Below are 17,261 nucleotides of genomic sequence, written 5' to 3' on the forward strand. Positions count from 1 at the left end.
TGTGATTGATCGTGTGTGAATCTCAGTAACAATTGCGACTATTGATACAACCTAATGTTCAGCCCTTTATCGTAAGCTTATTATTAAGTCGCCAGTAAAAGAGAATAAAAAAGCATAATCCTGTCTGAGGAGGTTTTAACAAGGGTGAAAGTTATCAAACTTACCGTCCTTGGAATAGATGAATGAAACGTCTGAAACAGAAAGAAAGCTCCACAAGATCAGACACCCTCACATTTGTTGAGTGCCTGCGCTCTCAACCAAAACACGGTCAATACATATATCGAATATTCATTGAACTCATCCATGACTTATTCGTGCTTCTTACGGCTGTAATTGTTATGTGGGTGCCAGTTCATTGGGTATGGAACGCCAGACAAGAAACGTTGGCTGCTATTCAGGCTGAACGTGACGTTATGAAATGGCCGAGAGAAGACATAGCCGATCGGCTTAAGGCAGCCCAGGACTATAATGCGATGATTGCAGCTTCGGGTCAAAATATGATAGGAGAGGTTCAGGATCCCTTCAAGAAAAATGGGGGTAAGGAGAAAACCAAATCCGAAGAAGATGAGACATATCAATCTGTGCTTTCGAGTCCGACTGGAGTGATGGGGTCAATCCGTATTCCGAAAGTGTCCATTTACCTCCCGATTTACCACGGAACTTCTGAAGAGGTACTCGATCGTGGCTCAGGCCATCTTTATGGCACCAGCGTTCCCGTGGGTGGAAAATCGACAAATACTGTACTTACGGGGCATCGAGGGCTTACCGAAGCGTTGCTGTTCACTCGACTTGATGAACTTAAAAAAGGCGATATTATCTACATCACCACTTTGGGGCATACCATAGGTTATCGTGTCGAAGATATCAATGTCGTTGAGCCTGACGACACTCATCTGTATAAAGTTGTGCCCGGCAAAGACTTGCTGACGCTCATGACTTGTACGCCATACGGTGTGAATACCCAGCGACTTGTCATTACGGCGCATCGAGGTAAGATTCCTGATAATATTCCACCGCTGGAAGACAAAGCCAATGATGCGATTTTGTATGGCATCTTGGCGGCCACGATCGTGATGGTTCTCGGCTTCATTCTTGCAATGCGCAAGAACTACCGTGAGCTTGTGCCGCCACCGTGGCATTACGACGGCACAGCGATTCCGAAGTCGCTGCTCCTGCCTCGCTTCGTTGATGAGCGTGGCCTGCCACCGATGGGTATTGTGGCTCATAGGAAGCGTGCTCGCCATCAGGGAAGCAAACGTCGTCGAACGTAAGATATGCTTCCGGTTGTTCTAGCTGCCTTGATGATTGGGTATCGCTAAACAGTACGGGACACGCAGAAGCTGGATTGCCCGCCTATCAGAACGATAGGCGGGCAATCTCGTTGTGGGGTGCATGCGTGACGTGTTGTGCGAATACCGGGTATTTGGTTCCGTAAATATGGGTGTACGTTGGGCGTGGTGTTGTGCAGTGTCGTACGTTTGGATTGTGGGTGGTGGAACGTTAAATGAGGGGGAGAATGGGGCGTGGAGGGCACGGCGTGGTGTTGTGTAGTGTGCACGCTATGGCTTATTGAAGACGCAAACATCAAAGCTCCTTCAAGAGGTTTGTCTTGAAGGAGCTTTGATGTTTGCGTCCATCGACGATGCCGGTCCAGCGGCGGGTTACTGCGCTGGGTGGGGCGAAGAAGTTGTACCGCCGGTTGAACCCGTACCAGGAATCGTGGAATTCTGGTCAGTTCCAGGGGTCTGTAAGGGGACTGCCGGAGCTTCGATACTCAGTGAAATGGTGTCGCCCTTGTTGACCTGCGCTCCTGAAGCAGGGGAGATACCGATCACCTTGAAGTTGTCGTTCCCGGATTCGGGATTAACTGACAAGCCTGCGGCCTTGAGAGCGGCCCTTACCTGAGCGACGGTGGTGTTGCCACTGGTATCGATATTAGGCACAGTGACTTTCGGCTTTCCCTGAGAGACGTAAACCGTAATATTGCTCTTCTGCGCCAGCGTGGTTCCCGCACCCGGGTCAGTGCGCGTCACGAGGCCAGCGGCCACGTTGTCGGAAGTCTCCTGTTGGATAACAACCGTAAATGCCTTGAGCTGGTTAACCGCCTGTTCCTGTTGCTGTCCTGACACATCGGGTACTTTGGCCATGCCAGAAGAGATATACAACATCAGGGACGTACCCTTGTCTGCTGCGGTACCTGCAGCTGGGTCGGTGCGAGTGGCCTTGTCTTTTTCGACGTCGGCACTGTCTTCGACCTGCGCCATCGGAGCAACCTTAAAACCGGCCTTCTGCAACGTCTTTCGGGCCTCATCTTGCGATTTACCCTTGATGTCGGGTATCTGCCCGGATTGGGGGCCTGCAGAGAACCACACCGTTACCGTGGATCCCTTCGGGGCTTTGGTGCCACCGTTGGGGTTCTGCTTGGTGAACGTACCCTTCGGTTCGGAAGAGTTGGTGTCTTGTTCCACCTTCATCTTGAACCCGGCTTCAGTGAGCTGTTCTTCGGCGCGGGCCTGCGTGGTGGCGGAATTGAAGGTTGGCACGCTCACCATTTCGGTTTTCTTCATGTGGGTCACACCGAAGGCGATTCCGCCAATGGCAAGAATCGCCACTACTGCACCGATTACCGAGCCGATGATGAGCTTCTTTTTCTTTCTGGCCTTTTCTGCTGCGGTTTTTTCGGCGCGGGATTTAATCGCGGTGCCACCAGTGGTAGCCATTGGTGCGGTTCCGGTGTTGCCGAAAGTGCCGGTCAGCGGGTCGAAGGGTTGGGTCGCCGTCGTTTCGATGGGGTTCATCGCTTCTGTTGCAGCGGTCTGTTCGGCCTGCTTGCGCTCCTTCATGTTGGCAAGGTCGGTCAGCGGGTTGAACGCAGCAGCAACAGGCATGCCACCGTTCATATATGTCAGGATATCGTTGCGGAATTCCGCGGCCGTTGAGTAACGGTTCTGGCGGTCCTTGGCCATCGACTTCGCGCAAATCTGGTCCCACATCTTCGGCAAGCCGGGGACAATGGTGCTGGGCGGGGTGGCCACTTCCGAAACGTGCTGGTAGGCGATGGCCACAGCAGAATCACCCTGGAACGGGGGACGTCCGGTAAGCATCTCATAGAGCACGCAACCGGCCGAATACAGGTCGCTGCGCATGTCAACGGCTTCGCCGCGAGCCTGCTCGGGTGAGAGATATTGCGCTGTGCCGACCACGCCCTGCGATTGGGTCATGGTGGCCACGGAATCGTCAAGCGCACGCGCGATGCCAAAGTCCATAACCTTGACCATGCCCTGCTCGCTGATCATGATGTTTCCGGGCTTGATGTCGCGGTGGATGATGCCCATACGATGCGAGTAGTCGAGCGCATTGAGCACACCCAGCATCACCTGTTCGGTATCACGCTGGCTCAAGGGGCCGTTCGCTTTGATGATGTCGCGCAGCGTCTGGCCCTTGACATACTCCATGACGATGTACGGCACACGCTCGGTATTGCCGTCTTCAGAAGTAATGGCTTCCTCACCGGAATCGTAGATATTGACGATATTGACGTTGTTCATCTGCGCGACGGAGTGTGCTTCGCGCGAGAAACGCTTAAGGAAGATGTCGTCGTTGGCCATATCGGAGCGCATGATCTTAACCGCTACAACACGTCCCAGACGCGTGTCTTGTGCGATATGAACTTCGGCCATGCCGCCTCGGCCAATCAATTGCCCCAACTGGTAACGGCCGTTTGCCAGGGATGTCGGCATATTGGTGTTCATTGCTGCTCCTTCCGGTTGTTCGCGGGTGCTGCTTCACCGGCATTTTCTTGTGTCAAGTTTCTCGGTACCTCAAGATTGTCTAGCTGCCACGTCGTGTCGGTCATATTGCCTGACATCTTCTGCGCCACCTTGGGGTGGTCGAAGCCGGTGGCGAGATTGACTACAAAGGCATTGCCCATGCCATCGATTTGGTTGTTGGAATGATGGCTGGGTTCGTCGTTCTTGGACTGAATTCGAGGTTCGTGCTCAATATCAAAGCTCTTTGGCGCAACGGATTCCCGATTATCGGCGTCCTCTGGCTCTTCGTTTACGAAAAAGGGAGTGCTGACTACTCTGCGTGCCACACGGCCGCCGCGTGACATTGGGGTCTCTTCGCGAGCGGCCTGCTGGTCCATTAGCCGGCGTTCGATGTGGGAAAGCATGCGTGAAACCACCAATGCGTCAGCTGGACGATCGCGCGGATCCTTGGAAAGCATCGACATAACGAATTGTGCCAACTGCACATCGACTGTGTCCGGCAGCGGTGGCACTGCCTCGTTCACATGCGCGGCGGCGATGTCGATCGGGGTAGCGCCGGTGAATGGTCGGTGTCCGCACAGGCCCTCGTAGGCCACCACACCCAGCGAGTAGATGTCGGATTGAGGTGTCGCCTTCTTGCCCTGCGCCTGCTCCGGGGAGATGTACTGCGCGGTGCCCACAACCATGCCGTCCTGCGTGATTTGCGCCTGATTCGTTGACGTGGAGACGCCGAAATCGGTAATCTTCACATCCCCGTCCTCGGAAACCATGATATTGGCGGGTTTTACGTCGCGATGAATGATTCCGTGCGAATGGGCCACGTAGAGGCCGCGTGCCACCTGCACCAGAATCGGCAGCAGCTCAAGCGGCTTGACGATGCCTTGCTTGCGATATATATCGGCCAGCGAATCGCTGTCGATGTACTCCATGATCAGAAAACCGATGCCGTCGTTTTCGTAGTAATCGAAGAGCGCGGCGATATTCGGGTGGGCAAGATCGGCAGAATTGCGGGCTTCGATGCGTAGCCTGCGTCGTTTCGCCTCGACATCGCTCAAATCGCCCCGCAATGCCTTGATTGCAACCACGAGATTGAGCTGAATGTCGTAACCCTTCCAGACTTCGCCCATGCCGCCTTGTGCCAGTCGGCGAACGAGGCGATAGCGGTTATGAATCAGTTGGCCTTCAACAAGTTTCATTTGCCCAGAGCCTCCTTCATCATTGCCTTCATGACCGGTCCGGCGGTGTATGTGCCGAATTGGTTGGCGTCATGGACAACCACGGCGACTGCGATTTGCGGGTCCTCCGCCGGGGCGAAGCCCATAATCCAGCCATTGACGCTTTCGTTGCCCACTCCGATCTGTGCGGTGCCGGTTTTCGCTGCGACGCTTACACCGGGAATCGCTAGGTTTGGATTTTCCTTTGTAATCACTGCCTTCATCATTTCCGTCAGTTTGTTCGCCGTGTCTTTGCTCATCGGCTGGCTCATCGGACTCGGGGTGGTGGTCGAGATGACCGTCAGATCGCTGGAACGTACGCGATCGACCAACGTGGGGCGCATTAGTGTCCCTCCGTTGGCGATCGCTCCTGCAATCATCGCGTCCTGCAACGGCGTTATTTGGGTATCGCCTTGTCCGATGGAAGCCAGCGCAAGACGGTCCGGGGTTAGATTGTCGGGGAATTTCGATGAAATTGCCTGCATCGGGTTACCTGTTGAATTTGAACCGTCAACCAAAATCGAAGAGCCGAAACCGAACTTTTTCGCCGTGTCCTGGATGGCCTGTGAACCGACCTCTTGACCCAGCTGCGCGAATGCCGTATTCGAGGAATATGCCAGCGCATCTTCCAATGAAATCATACCTTCGGCATTGCCGTTGGCCATGCTGGTCGTGTTGGTCAGCTTCGTGGCCGTGTTGGGCAACGTATAGCTCGCTCCCGCGGGAATCTGCGTGTTCAGCTGATATTTGCCGCTTTCCAGCGCCGCCGTTGCCACCACGGTCTTGAACGTGGACCCCGGAGGGTACAGCTCGGAAATCGTGCGGTTGAGCATCGGGTTCGACGTGTTGCCGGTCAGCTGCGTATAGGCGTGATTGACCATCGACGTATCGTGACTGGCGAGCTCGTTCGGATCGTAGCTTGGTGTTGACACCATCGCCAGAATACGACCGGTTTTGGGTTCAAAGGCGACGGCCGCTCCGTCTTTGCCGGCAAGCTGCTCGTATGCAACCTGTTGGAGTTTCGGGTTGATGGAGGTTTCGATCGAGGCGCCCTTGTTGCTGGAGCCGGTGAACAGCGACTTGAACTGCTGCCAAAACAGCTGGTTTGATTCGCCGGTGAGCAGCTTGTTACGTGAGTTTTCGATGCCGCGATCGGCCCGTTGACTGATGGAGAAATACCCGGTTACCGGTGCATACAGCGGGCCGTTGGTATAGGAACGTTGGTATGCGAACGGGTCGCTGACCGGATCGGACTTTGCCATCACGGAACCATCGGAGGCAAGGATTGAGCCACGTGGTGCGTTGAACTCGTGATAAAGGCCACGCAGGTTGCGTGGGTCATTGTTGAGTTTGTTGGCGTTGATGGCCGTGATCAGCGTGCTGGAAAGACCCAGGATCATGAAAAGGACGATAACGGCTGTAAAAAGTTGGCGCAAGTATTTGTTCATTGTGCGCCTTCTTCTGTGATGTTCTCGTTGCCCGTGGAGGAAGTTGATCGCCCTGATTCCGACGATGCCGCGGTTACGAGCGGGAAGTTTGACGTAGCTGGCTCGTCGCCTGAGCGGTCATGCAGATCGGATTGTGTGTGTCTGCCTTTCTCGTTCTCGCGGCGCTTTTGTGCGTTGCGTTCGTTGAGCAATTCCATCGCCTCGTATTGCATAGTGTTGGAAAGTTCACCTTCCGGTTCTGGCTTGTTGGCCTCGTTGGAGATGACGATGAGCAAAGCCGCGAGCAAGTAGTTGGCAACGAGCGACGATCCGCCGGCTGCCATGTAAGGCATGGTCAGGCCGGTCATCGGGAGGACCAAAGTAAGGCCGCCGACCACGGTGAACACTTGGAATGCCATCGTGAAAACGAGACCGGAAGCCAGAAGTTTGCCGAATCCGTCCTTAATCTTCATTGCGGTCAGCAGACCGGAGGTGATGATGATCAAGTAAAGCAGCAAAACCGCCAGTAAGCCGGTCAGGCCAAGCTCCTCTCCGAGGGAGGAGTATATGAAATCGGAATTGCCCAATGGCGTCAGGCCCGGATGCCCTTGGCCGATGCCAGTGCCCAACAGGCCACCTGACGCGAGGCCGAAGATGCCGGTCACCAATTGGTATGAGCTGCCGTATTTACGGTTGTAAACCGCGGCATCGAAGGGGTGCAGCCAATCATCGACGCGATAGCCGACGTGCGCGAATAGCTTTACGGAGACCACGGCCGCTACCACAAAGGCGATGCCACCGATGAGCAGCCAGCTTCCGCGGCCGGTGGCCACGTAAAGCATCGAAACGAACATGGCAAAGAACATGAGTGAGGTGCCGAGATCATGCTGTACGACGAGCACGCCGATGGCCGCGACCCACACCACGACCAGCGGACCCATGTCCTGAACGCGCGGCAATTGCAGGCCGGCGACTTTCTTGCCGCCGACGGCCAACTGGTCGCGGTGGTTGAACAGGTAGGCTGCAAAGAAGAACGCGAGGAACAGCTTGGCGAATTCGCCTGGCTGTACGGTATGTGAACCGATGCCGATCCAGATGCGGGCGCCGCCGCTTTCCTTGCCGAGTTTCGGGATCATGGGGGAGAGCAAAAGTGCCAGGCCGATGACCATGCTCACGTACGAGAAGCGCCGCAGCACGCGGTAATCGCGTAGAACGACAACGAATATGCAGGTGAGCACCAGCGCGGCACATACCCAGATAATCTGCCAAAGGGCCACCGAGCTCTTTTTGTCGTAATCTATACGGGCAATCATCATGGTTCCGATGGCCGTCAGCAGTAAGACGCAGGGCAAGATCTCTTGGTTTGCGTAGGGCTGGAATTTCAACAGCAATAGCCAAAGCACAAAGAACAGGACCGCCGCTGTGCTAAGGGCAATAACGTAGCTGCTGGAGAAATAGTTGTTGAAGTGCGCGAAGAGCTGGAAGAAGGCAATGGCACTAATTACCATTGAGAAAAGCAGCAGCCCTATTTGGCGGAAACGGTTGGCAATCATTCGTTCCCCGCCTGTTCGTCCATCATCTTCTCGAAAGGTTCCACTAGTGTGCCTGCGGTGTCGGGGTCGTTTTCAGCAGGCTCGGCATCGTTCTCGCCGGAATTACCCTGTTGTCCGTTTTGCTGGTTTTTCCACGGCCACGGTGTGTCTTCGCTCGTTGATTTATCGAGGGTTTTGGCCTCTTTTTTGATCATTTGGACATGGCTATGCGCTTCTTCCAGCGAGTTCACTGTGATGCCTTCGCTGAGTTCATCGTTCCAAGATTGTGGCAGCTTGGAAAGTTTGATGTCGGTGGATTCCACCTTATGTGAAAGCGATGCGCCGAACAGGTTGGTGTTGACACCTTGGTAGATGGCCACGGTTTGGCCGCTGGTACCGATGTAATACTTGGTCTGGCTCCAGCGATAGGCACCAAAACCGACACCAAGTATGGCGGCAAGTGCCACGAGCAGCGAAATAATGACCGCGATGCGGCCGCGATTGCGTTTGCGGCGGTTGACTTGACGTTCCTGCAGCTGCTTGCGACGAATGACCCGTGCCACCTCAGGATCGTTGGGATCGGCGGAAACACGGCCGTTCTTCTTGGTTACGACCGGGATCTCACTGGTGTCCATGTTGGCTTTTTCATCATTTTCGTCGCGCACTGCGGACGGCTGTGCCACATACACGATGGTGCCGGTGACGTCGCTTTTTTCCTCAGACTTTTCCGAAATCTGATGGGCCCCGGGTTCCGGCGGCAGACTTGGAAGGTCTGAATCGGATGGTTCGTCGTTGCCTGAGGTATCGCTCGTGCTGTGTGTGAGCGCGGCGGCACGTTGCGCCGGCGACTGCTTGCCCAACCGCAAAGCGGGGGAGGATGCAACGGGTTCCTTGATGATGTCCGCGATGGCTTCGAGACTTGAGCTTGCGGCTCCTCCAACCAACGGCGTCTGATGGGGCAAGTCGAACGAATCGGCGTCGAGCGCGAGGGTGGCATCTGCGATGACCGCGGTCACGTTGTCGGTGCTGCCGGCCTTCAACGCCATGGAAACCAACTGTTGCGCGCACTCTTCTTCGGTCGGAAAATCGGTTAGCACCTGTTCAAGGGTGTCGTTTTCAAGAACACCGGAAAGGCCATCGGAGCACAGCAGCCAGCGGTCGGAAGGTTGTGCCCGGAAAATCGCAATGTCAGGATGCGGATCGATGTCAAAATCGCCGAGTACACGCATCACAACGTTGCGCTGCGGGTGGTTGCGGGCCTCTGCCTCGGTGATACGACCGGTGTCGATAAGATGCTGGACGTAGCTGTGGTCCTGCGTCATGCGGCGGATTTTGCCGTCTCGCAGCAGGTAAGCGCGGGAATCACCGATATGGGTGATGACCCAGTAGCCTTCGATAAGGGCCACCGCCGTTACCGTGGTGCCCATGCCGGCCAGTGCGCGCTCGCGTTTCGCCTTGCCGACGATTGCGTCATGGGCCGCCATCACGCTGGTTTCCATCATCGAGGCGATGGAGGCGACGTTGTTGGCGGAATCATGCTGTTCGATGTGTGCCAGCGAACGGATGGCGATGGTCGATGCGGTGTCGCCGCCCGCGTGCCCACCCATGCCGTCGCAAATGGCGACAAGATGTTCGCCGGCGAACGAAGAATCCTGATTATTGCTACGGACCGTACCCACGTCTGAAACCGTCGCCGAATACAGAAAAAGCCGTTGTTGCAGCTGTGTCGTCATGCCGGATTCGGACGCTATGGGTGTTGAGCTTGAGGTATCTGACATTCGCCGTCACCTCAATTCGAACGTTGTTGCGCCGATGCGTACTGGAACGCGGGCAGACAGAATTGTCGGCGCCGTAATGCGGCGCTGATTGACGATGGTGCCGTTGGTGCTGCCCAAATCTTCGATTGCCCAGGATCCGGATGACGGATCTGGGTAGACGCGCGCATGTTGTGAAGAGACAAATTCATCGTCGAGGACGACGGTGTTGGAACTGGAACGGCCGAGCGTGATGGTGCCGTTGCTTAAAGGCAAGGATGAGCCGGCAAGCGGACCGTCGATGATGGTCAGCAGCGTTGGCTTGGTGTGCATATCTACCCTGCCGTTGTGTCCCATCTGAGCTCCTGTTGACCCGCCGCGACGAGACACCACCGGAACGTTGGCTTCGGCGGGCATCGGGCTTGATTTGGCGGCCTTTCGTGCGCGCCGGGCGCTCTTGCGATGCGACCATGATTTGCGTGGGCTCAGCGTCTCGATATCGCGTTTGAGCGAGCGGACGGCAAGCCATACGAAAACCCAGAGCAAGGCCAGAAAGCCATACTTGAGAATCGCAAAAGTAAGTTCGGTAATCATGAAGGAGGTACCTGGCGCTTGTTCTTACTCAGAATCCTGCGAAGAATCCCAATACAGGATGCGTGTGCGGCCGATGGTGATGGTGTTGCCATCGAGCAGGGTTGCGGCCGGCACCTGGTGACCTTCAACGTAGGTTCCGTTTGTGGAACCCAGATCTCGGGCGATGGTACCGTTTGGTGTGATGTCGATTTCGAGGTGATTGCGCGAGATGCCTGGGTCGTCAATGACGATGTCGCAACCTGAGCCGCGTCCCACGACGGTCTTCTCTTTCGTGAGCAGATACTGGTTGCCGCTGATCTCAAGCATCGGGCTGTTTTCCGACTGGTTATCGGTAGTTACCGGCACAGCGTTACCCTGCACCGACTCCGAACTGAGTTTGAAATTGCCCTTGCTCAGGTCGAGATCCTCTTCGAAGATGACTACGACGGGGCCGACGAAAGCGTAATGCTGGCTTTTGGCGTACTGTGTGAGATTATCGGCGAGTTCGTTGGCCAGTGTCTCGCTGCCCCACTGCTCAATGCGGTCGAAATCTGGTGTGCTCAGCTTGAACCGATATTCGTTCGGAGCGACGGTGCGGTCACGACCTACCGGCATGGCCTCCGCGTCAATCTCGCGTTCGAGAGCGCTGGAAAGGTCAACCGGCTGGAGGTCCTTCGAGCCGAATTTCGAGAATACGCCGTTGACTGCGCCTTCAACGTTTTTCTCAAAACGATCAAAAACACTCATTCTGGCCCCTTTCTATCAGACACTATCCTACGCGATGCAGCAAACTTGATGCAATTTGTGGCGCAATCCGTGCAATTTCTTCATCGTGTGGGTGGCTGCAATGCGCTGGACCGGACTCGTGGCAGTTGGAACAAAATTGTGTGTGGATCGGAAGCTGTGGATGATGCCGGGTGGATGAGTGGGTACCGTCCTTATACTTGAGAGCATGGTTTTAGATATGACTGGGAATGACGGTGGTTTGGAGCTGCAGGCGAGGGCGGTTGCGGAGTTTCCGGCGCGTAAGGCTCGCACGGCTCGATTCACCTGTGGGGCGCCTCGGGCGGCGATGGCGGTTGGCGATGGGTCGCGAGCGCTGTTTTTGCGTTCGGAAGGGCCGGAAGACTTGGTCGGTGCGCTGTGGATGAGTGTGATCGGGCCTGATGGTTCACATCGCGAGGTGTTGCTGGCCGATCCACGCGAGCTGCTGGCTGATGTCGATAACGACGATGTGCCGGATGAGGAGAGGGCTCGGCGTGAGCGTGCGCGCGAAGGCGGGCAGGGCATTGTTTCTTACTCTGTGGATGCCGCTGGACGGCGTGTGGCGTTTACGGTCAACGGGCAGTTGTTCGTCAGTGAAATCGATGTGGATGGCGCTCGCACGCGGCAGGTGGTCATTGGTGCGGATGATAGGCGGAATGCCGATGAGGGTGACCCGGAAGCTTCTGATTTATCGTCGCACAGCAAGTGGATGCCGGTGCTTAACCCGAGAATTTCGCCGGATGGGAGGCACATCGCGTACACGACCGGCGCTCGGCTGGTGATGGTGGATTTGGCTGAATGGGGCGATACCGAATTGGATGGTGTCGGGTGTAGCGGGCATGCCGCTGCTCGGCCGCATACCTGTGCAGCTGAGGCCGAAGAGGATTACAGGGCTGTGAATGTCAACGATACCAATGCTTCGGGTGACCGATTCAGTACGGTGTGGAGTGTGGGGGATGAGTCGGACGGCACGTTGAAAATCGGCTTGGCTGAGTTTGTTGCCGGTGAGGAAATGGACCGGTACGACGGCTTCTGGTGGGCCCCGGATTCGTGCGGATTGCTGTTTGAAATGTATGACAGTTCTCCTGAGCCGGTCTGGTATATCAGTGATCCAACACATCCCGACAAGCCCGCGGTTGGTCGGCATTACGCTCGTGCACTTACGAGAAATGCCGTTGTGCGGCTGATGCTGGCCCATCTTGAATTCGACGCATCGGCTGGTGACACGGGTTGGGTGAGTGGTTGCGACGAGGATGCTTACGTCGGTGCTCATGATGCGGATGCAAGCGGCTTTGGCGACGAAGTGGGCATTTCTGGAACACTGACGGACGGCGGCTCGCCTATCGGTTCTGCGTATTACGTTGGATGCGATGTTCAGAACGTTTCGTGGGATCGCGAGACCTACGAATATGTGGCGGCGGTGCATTGGAATCTGGGTCATAATCCGTTGGTGCTGGTGCAGAACCGTCACCAGACGTGTGATCAGGTCTTGGAAGTGCAGCCCGATGGGCGCACCAAGTCACTTGAGGAGCATGCGAACGACCAGTGGATCGACATTGTTCCGGGTGTTCCGAGCTTCACTCCGGACGGGCGTTTGGTCTGCGCGCTCAATGATATGGAGGCTGATACGAACCGTCTTACCGTCGACGGCAGGCCATTCACGCCCGTCGGTTGGCAGGTGCGCACCGTGTTGGATGTTCGGGACGATGACGTTCTCGCTGTGGTGCAGCGCACGCCATCTGAAGAGGATGCCGCTTTGCCGAGCGTCCCTACGGCTTGGCGGGGCGATGAGACATTGCATGATGCCCGCAGCTTCGATGTGGTCTCCATTGATTTTGACGGGAACATCACGCCGGTGACCGCAGGGCCGGGTGTGTGGAGCGCAAGCCGCGCCGGAGATGGCATCGTGGTGTCGGGCAGCGATATGCAGCAGGCTGGCTCGGTGATGGTTCATGCCACGGTGACCGATGGTTGCGGTGACGACGTGTTGGCGCGTGACAGCGTGTACACGATGCGGGTCCGGATTGCGGACCATGCTGCAACGCCCGGTTTTACACCGAATACCGAGTTTGTGCGGCTTGGCGAGCATCGGTTATTTGCCGCGATTGTTCGTCCGAGCGCTTCCAGTCGGTTCGCCGGTGCGAGCAAGCTTCCGGTGCTGCTTAAACCCTATGGCGGTCCTGGTTTTCAGATGGTCGCTTTCTCGCAGAACAGCTATGTTGAAGCGCAGTGGTGGGCCGATCAGGGCTTCATCGTAGTCACCGCTGACGGTCGCGGAACCACCGGCCGTGGCCCGAAATGGGACCGTGAAATCTTCGAACGTATGAAGGACGTGACGTTGGCCGATCAGGTCGAAGCGGTGCGGGCGTTGCCTCGGGTCGCGCCGGATGCGGACCTCGAGCGTGTGGCCATGATGGGATGGTCGTACGGCGGATACCTTTCGGCGCTCGCGGTGCTTGATGCCCCTGATGTGGTGCATGCTGCCTGTGCAGGTGCGCCGCCGACCGACTGGGCGCTTTACGATACGCACTATACCGAGCGTTACCTTGGGCTTGATCGGGCGGTTTATGAGCGCAACTCGATTATCGCCGATGCTCCGAAGCTCGAGCGCCCCCTTATGCTCATCCACGGATTTGCCGACGACAACGTGAGTATTGCCAACTCGCTCAGGCTTTCGCAGGCGCTGATGGAGGCGGGCCGGCCACACACCTATCTGCCGCTCACCGGCATCACCCACATGACCAACGACCCCAAAGTCGCCGAAAACCTGCTCGTTCTTCAGCGAGACTTCCTTTACGAAGCGCTGGGTTTGGAACGGTAGTTTTCTTCATTGTGATCGGTGTTCCGAATGATGACAATTACAGTGGTTTCAGGCAATTGACGGGTAGTCTGGGCATCATTGGCAGAAATGGCGCGGGGGAGCGACCGATCGGGGCCTGTCGCCGATTAACGTAGGTAAGGACGGAAGATGAAGTACGATTTCACAACGGTTATGGACCGACATGGCAAGGATGCGGTAGCGGTTGACGGGCTCGGCACGGATCCCGGTTTTGCGCCGGAACCGCCGAAAGACGGGTTCGATACGATTCCGATGTGGATCGCCGATATGAATTTCGCGACCGTTCCCACCATTCAGGAAGCGATTATCGAGCGTGCCAAGCACCCGGCTTTCGGTTATTTCGATCCGACCGACAAGTACTACAACGCGATTATTGACTGGCAGAAGACACGTAACGGCGTCGATGGGCTGAAACCCGAGCATATTGGTTACGAAAACGGCGTTTTGGGCGGGGTGATTTCGACGGTGACGGCGTTTGCGGCACCCGGTGACTCGGTGTTGCTGCACAGCCCGACTTACGTGGGCTTCACCCACGCGATCGAATCCAACGGCTACCACATCGTCCACTCGCCGCTCAAGCCCGACGAAAACGGCGTTTGGCGCATGGATTTCGACGATATGGACAGGAAACTCAAGGAAAACAACATCCACGTCGCCGTCTTCTGCAGCCCGCACAACCCCTGTGGCCGTGTGTGGGAGCGGTGGGAGATCGAGAAGGCGATGGAGGTGTACCGCGCGAACGACTGCGTGGTGATTGCCGACGAAATCTGGTCCGATATCATTTTGGGCGACCACAAGCACATCCCCACGCAATCGGTGAGTGAGGATGCGCGCAACCGCGTGGCCGCGATGTATGCGCCGAGCAAGACGTTCAATCTGGCCGGGCTGGTGGGGTCGTACCACATCATCTATAACAAGTATCTGCGCGATCGCGTGGTGTCAAAAGGTGCGAAGCCTGAATACAACGCCATGAACGTGTTGTCGATGCACGCACTGATTGGAGCGTATCGGCCCGAGGGGCACGAGTGGGTTGACGAGCTGCGGCAGGTGATCGGCGGCAATGTGGATTACGTGTGCGACTACTTCGCCGAGCATTTCCCATCCGTCACCTTCGGGCGCCCCGAAGGCACCTACATGCTGTTCCTGGACTGCACCGCCTGGTGCGAAGCGCACAACATCACGCTTGACGAGCTGCTGACACGCGCATGGAACGTCGGCGTTGCCGTGCAGGATGGCCGCCAGTTCAAAGCCCCGTGCGCCATCCGCATGAATCTGGCCCTGCCGCTTTCGCGCGTTAAGGAAGCAATGGAACGGCTGTCGAAGTACGTGTTCATTGACTGAACCAGTTGCCGGCGTCCGCTGGGACTTTGACTGGGTAACGAAAACCTCCAATTCTTGATATTTCAAGAATCGGAGGTTTTATTCGTGCGAGTAGGGGGAGTTGAACCCCCACGAGCATACGCTCACTGCCACCTGAAGACAGCGCGTCTACCATTCCGCCATACTCGCAGACGAATAACAAGGGTACCGCTCAATGCCGACGAGTGCAAGGGGCTGTAGCAAGGTGTGTTGTTGCGGGTCTTGTGCAGGTGGCTCTGTCTCCCACAAACTTGCCAGAGGCAGAACCGTGCGCTTTTGGCCTTGGCTTATGCAGACCGGAAGCGTTGTTCGGTCTTTGCTTAGCCCTTCGAGCCGTGGGCGTAGTAGCGGGCCAGAGTTTCGTCGCGCAGCTTTTCGAAGTAGCCGCCGTCGATGGAGGCGCGGATGTCGTCAAGCAGGCGGATGAAGAAGCGCTCGTTGTGGATGGTGGCCAGGGTTGCGCCGTTCATTTCGCCGGCGCGTAGCAGGTGGTCGACGTAGGCACGCGTGTAGTGCGTGCAGGTGTAGCAGTCGCAGCCTTCCTCGAGCGGGCCGAAGTCGCGCTTGTTGGCCGCGCGGCGAATGTTGTAGCGGCCGTCGCGTGTGTAGATGGCGCCATTTCGTGCGCAACGGGCGGGTGCGACACAATCGAAGGTGTCGCCGCCGTTCTCCACGCACGCGAAGATGTCATCGACGGCCGCGATGCCCAGTACGTGGCGAGGTCGTGATTCTGGCATCGCGTCGCAGATCCACGCACAGGTGTCGCCGATGAGACGCTTTTCGATTGCGCCACCGATGCCCACGCCATCGAAGTCCAGCGAGGCGATCTGCTCGGCCGCACGCCGTCGCAGATCCTCGTAATTCGCGCCCTGCACCACGCCGTACAGTGCCTGATACGGCTTGCCGAGACGGGCTTGCGTGAGTCGTTCATGCTCGGCGATGCAGCGTTTCGCCCAACGGAACGTGCGTTCGATCGACTGCTCTTGGTAGCCGCGGGTGTTCATCAAGGTGGTCAGCTCGTCGAACGCGAACATGATATCCGCGCCGATCTTATGCTGAATGCCCATCGAAATCTCCGCAGAGAACCGGTGTTTGTTGCCGTTAAGCGGTGACTTGAACGTCACGCCGTCTTCGTCCACGAATGCCTTGCGCTCCCGGCCTTTGGCAATGACATCGTCCGACTTCATGCCGGTGACGTCCATCGCAAGCGTTTTTTTGAAGCCGGCACCCAGCGAAAGGACTTGGAAGCCGCCCGAATCGGTGAACGTGGGGCCGTCCCAGTTTTCGAAGCGCGCCAAGCCTCCGGCCTCGTCGATGATGTCTTCGCCGGGGCGTTCGAACAAATGAAACGCGTTAGAAAGCAGGCACTGGGCGTTGAGTTCTTTCATCGTTTCCGGCAGTACGCCCTTCATGGCAGCCTGCGTCGCAACGGGCACGAATGCCGGCGTATGGATGTCGCCGTGCGGGGTGTGGATGACGCCTGTGCGGCCGTACCTGGCACCGTTGCGCCCCTTGCCTTCGGGGGTGTTGGAAAGGCGTGTGTGCTGCTCGAAGTAAAACTGGCTGCGGTCGCCGGGCTTGCCGGGTTCGCTGCCGCGTGGGCGCTCGAGCAGGCCCGATGTGCTCGGTGCCAGCTGGGAGACGCCGCTTCCGGACTGTTGCCGCGCGTGAGTGGTGGCTTCGGAAGGGGTTTCCTTGCTACCGCGTGTGCGTACGGTTGTGTGTTTGCCGGTTTTCGCGGTATTCGTGGTTGCGTCTGTTGAAATATCCATGTCGTCCCTGTTGTCGCAGTTCGGTGTCATTCGTCCGTCGAGCCGTGCTGGCGCCGGGCCTGGCGGCGAACGTGAGTCATGCCTTCACTTTAGGCGAAGCCATACACGATATGGACCCGTAGTTGTCTGCGGTCATGGCAGCTTATAAAATTGTGGTGAATGGGCCGAGTGACGCGAATTGCAGGAAAATGAAATCAATTTCGAAACATCCTTTCAAAAAACGTTCAGGAAACGTTCAGAACGGTTGCCTTTACTG

The 17,261-nt window shown here is 56.8% G+C and carries 10 protein-coding genes, 1 tRNA gene and 1 pseudogene; 3 read left to right on the forward strand and 9 right to left on the reverse strand.

What is annotated here, in order from left to right; translation table 11 throughout:
* Positions 1–182: 182 nt before the first annotated feature.
* Positions 183–1,271 (forward strand): class C sortase, encoded by a 1,089-nt coding sequence (locus tag GA0061077_RS05855; RefSeq protein WP_091848017.1) that lies wholly within the window; start codon positions 183–185, stop codon positions 1,269–1,271.
* A 390-nt stretch (positions 1,272–1,661) separates the two neighbouring features.
* On the opposite strand, the gene pknB is transcribed toward GA0061077_RS05855, so the two are convergent.
* From pknB to GA0061077_RS05890, 7 genes and pseudogenes are all read right to left on the reverse strand, one after another.
* On the reverse strand, positions 1,662–3,752 hold the full coding sequence (pknB, locus tag GA0061077_RS05860) for a Stk1 family PASTA domain-containing Ser/Thr kinase (RefSeq protein WP_091848018.1): 2,091 nt from the start codon (positions 3,750–3,752) through the stop codon (positions 1,662–1,664).
* A gap of 317 nt (positions 3,753–4,069) precedes the next feature.
* A pseudogene (locus GA0061077_RS05865) lies at positions 4,070–4,966 on the reverse strand (serine/threonine-protein kinase); the annotation flags it as partial.
* Positions 4,963–6,432, reverse strand: a complete 1,470-nt coding sequence (locus tag GA0061077_RS05870; RefSeq protein ID WP_091848019.1) for a peptidoglycan D,D-transpeptidase FtsI family protein — start codon at positions 6,430–6,432, stop codon at positions 4,963–4,965. The gene GA0061077_RS05870 and the pseudogene GA0061077_RS05865, both read right to left, overlap by 4 nt.
* Entirely contained in the window at positions 6,429–7,964 is a 1,536-nt protein-coding gene (locus GA0061077_RS05875; RefSeq protein ID WP_091848020.1) for an FtsW/RodA/SpoVE family cell cycle protein, read from the reverse strand. The genes GA0061077_RS05870 and GA0061077_RS05875 overlap by 4 nt, the downstream gene beginning before the upstream one ends.
* On the reverse strand, positions 7,961–9,676 hold the full coding sequence (locus tag GA0061077_RS05880) for a Stp1/IreP family PP2C-type Ser/Thr phosphatase (protein WP_091848161.1): 1,716 nt from the start codon (positions 9,674–9,676) through the stop codon (positions 7,961–7,963). The genes GA0061077_RS05875 and GA0061077_RS05880 overlap by 4 nt, the downstream gene beginning before the upstream one ends.
* Before the next feature lie 51 nt (positions 9,677–9,727).
* Positions 9,728–10,291 carry an FHA domain-containing protein FhaB/FipA gene (locus GA0061077_RS05885; RefSeq protein WP_091848021.1) on the reverse strand — a complete coding sequence of 188 codons (564 nt, stop codon included), beginning with the start codon at positions 10,289–10,291 and terminating at the stop codon, positions 9,728–9,730.
* Between the two features lie 24 nt (positions 10,292–10,315).
* Positions 10,316–11,017 (reverse strand): FhaA domain-containing protein, encoded by a 702-nt coding sequence (locus GA0061077_RS05890; protein WP_091848022.1) that lies wholly within the window; start codon positions 11,015–11,017, stop codon positions 10,316–10,318.
* 217 nt (positions 11,018–11,234) lie between these two features.
* Here GA0061077_RS05890 and GA0061077_RS07095 point away from each other — a divergent pair, with 217 nt between their 5' ends.
* Entirely contained in the window at positions 11,235–13,856 is a 2,622-nt protein-coding gene (locus GA0061077_RS07095) for a S9 family peptidase (RefSeq protein ID WP_234696540.1), read from the forward strand.
* A gap of 147 nt (positions 13,857–14,003) precedes the next feature.
* Positions 14,004–15,215, forward strand: a complete 1,212-nt coding sequence (locus GA0061077_RS05900; RefSeq protein ID WP_091848023.1) for a MalY/PatB family protein — start codon at positions 14,004–14,006, stop codon at positions 15,213–15,215.
* An 85-nt stretch (positions 15,216–15,300) separates the two neighbouring features.
* On the opposite strand, the gene GA0061077_RS05905 is transcribed toward GA0061077_RS05900, so the two are convergent.
* Positions 15,301–15,383 (reverse strand) — tRNA-Leu (locus tag GA0061077_RS05905).
* Positions 15,384–15,553: 170 nt separating this feature from the next.
* Entirely contained in the window at positions 15,554–17,005 is a 1,452-nt protein-coding gene (gene tgt / locus GA0061077_RS05910; RefSeq protein WP_091848024.1) for a tRNA guanosine(34) transglycosylase Tgt, read from the reverse strand.
* Positions 17,006–17,261: the final 256 nt, after the last annotated feature.

Origin of the sequence: Bifidobacterium commune, from assembly GCF_900094885.1 — a bacterium.
Taxonomy (GTDB): Bacteria; Actinomycetota; Actinomycetes; order Actinomycetales; family Bifidobacteriaceae; genus Bifidobacterium; species Bifidobacterium commune.

Coding starts and splice junctions, on each gene's coding strand:
- GA0061077_RS05855 (WP_091848017.1), top strand. CDS start 183: ATGAAACGTCTGAAACAGAAAGAAAGCTCCACAAGATCAGACACCCTC.
- pknB (WP_091848018.1), bottom strand. CDS start 3,752: ATGAACACCAATATGCCGACATCCCTGGCAAACGGCCGTTACCAGTTG.
- GA0061077_RS05870 (WP_091848019.1), bottom strand. CDS start 6,432: ATGAACAAATACTTGCGCCAACTTTTTACAGCCGTTATCGTCCTTTTC.
- GA0061077_RS05875 (WP_091848020.1), bottom strand. CDS start 7,964: ATGATTGCCAACCGTTTCCGCCAAATAGGGCTGCTGCTTTTCTCAATG.
- GA0061077_RS05880 (WP_091848161.1), bottom strand. CDS start 9,676: ATGACGACACAGCTGCAACAACGGCTTTTTCTGTATTCGGCGACGGTT.
- GA0061077_RS05885 (WP_091848021.1), bottom strand. CDS start 10,291: ATGATTACCGAACTTACTTTTGCGATTCTCAAGTATGGCTTTCTGGCC.
- GA0061077_RS05890 (WP_091848022.1), bottom strand. CDS start 11,017: ATGAGTGTTTTTGATCGTTTTGAGAAAAACGTTGAAGGCGCAGTCAAC.
- GA0061077_RS07095 (WP_234696540.1), top strand. CDS start 11,235: ATGACTGGGAATGACGGTGGTTTGGAGCTGCAGGCGAGGGCGGTTGCG.
- GA0061077_RS05900 (WP_091848023.1), top strand. CDS start 14,004: ATGAAGTACGATTTCACAACGGTTATGGACCGACATGGCAAGGATGCG.
- tgt (WP_091848024.1), bottom strand. CDS start 17,005: ATGGATATTTCAACAGACGCAACCACGAATACCGCGAAAACCGGCAAA.